Below are 855 nucleotides of genomic sequence, written 5' to 3'. Positions count from 1 at the left end.
GACCTTCTCGACGGATGAGATCGCTGCGATCGGTACGGCAGCTCTTGCCGGCCTGAAGACAGACGCTCTTGCTGCTCTCAGCACGGATCAGGCTGCGGCTCTGAAGTCGACACAGGTTGCCATCCTCAGCACTGCTCAGATCGGTTCTCTGACGACTGCCCAGACTGCGGCTCTGAAGACCGAACAGCTTAACGCACTGTCGAGCAAGCAGCTCGTTGCCCTGAGCACAGACAATGTCGGTGCCCTGACGACGGATCAGATCGCAGGTCTGAAGTCACTGCAGGTCGGCGCTCTGAGCACAGCTCAACTCGGTGCCCTCAGCACGGCACAGGCACAGGCCTTAAACGTTGCGCAAATCGGCGCTATGTCGTCTGCGTCCATCTCAGCCCTGTCGTCTGACGACATCAAGACCTTCTCGACGGATGAGATCGCTGCGATCGGTACGGCAGCTCTTGCCGGCCTGAAGACAGACGCTCTTGCTGCTCTCAGCACGGATCAGGCTGCGGCTCTGAAGTCGACANATCTCAGCCCTGTCGTCTGACGACATCAAGACCTTCTCGACGGATGAGATCGCTGCGATCGGTACGGCAGCTCTTGCCGGCCTGAAGACAGACGCTCTTGCTGCTCTCAGCACGGATCAGGCTGCAGCTCTGAAGTCGACACAGGTTGCGGTCCTCAGCACTGCTCAGATCGGTTCTCTGACGACTGCCCAGACAGCAGCTCTGAAGACCGAGCAGCTGAACGCCTTGTCGAGCAAGCAGCTCGTTGCTCTGAGCACAGACAATGTCGGTGCCCTGACGACGGATCAGATCGTCGGTCTGAAGTCACTGCAGGTCGGCGCTCTGAGCACAGCTC

2 protein-coding genes are annotated in these 855 nt (G+C 59.4%); both read left to right on the top strand.

Annotation, left to right across the window (positions count from 1 at the left end; all coding sequences use genetic code 11):
- Positions 1-19 precede the first annotated feature (19 nt).
- On the top strand, positions 20-541 hold the full coding sequence (locus VQ830_RS28700) for a hypothetical protein (RefSeq protein ID WP_438618938.1): 522 nt from the start codon (positions 20-22) through the stop codon (positions 539-541).
- Positions 522-855 (top strand): hypothetical protein (locus tag VQ830_RS28965; RefSeq protein WP_438618936.1); only part of this gene is annotated, 334 nt, incomplete at its 3' end. The genes VQ830_RS28700 and VQ830_RS28965, both read left to right, overlap by 20 nt.

The sequence above is a fragment of the Oryzifoliimicrobium ureilyticum genome (genome assembly GCF_037199735.1).
GTDB lineage: Bacteria > Pseudomonadota > Alphaproteobacteria > Rhizobiales > Rhizobiaceae > Rhizobium > Rhizobium ureilyticus.
Note: the sequence above shows the minus strand (reverse complement) of the source record. Positions and strands in the feature narration are given on the sequence as shown.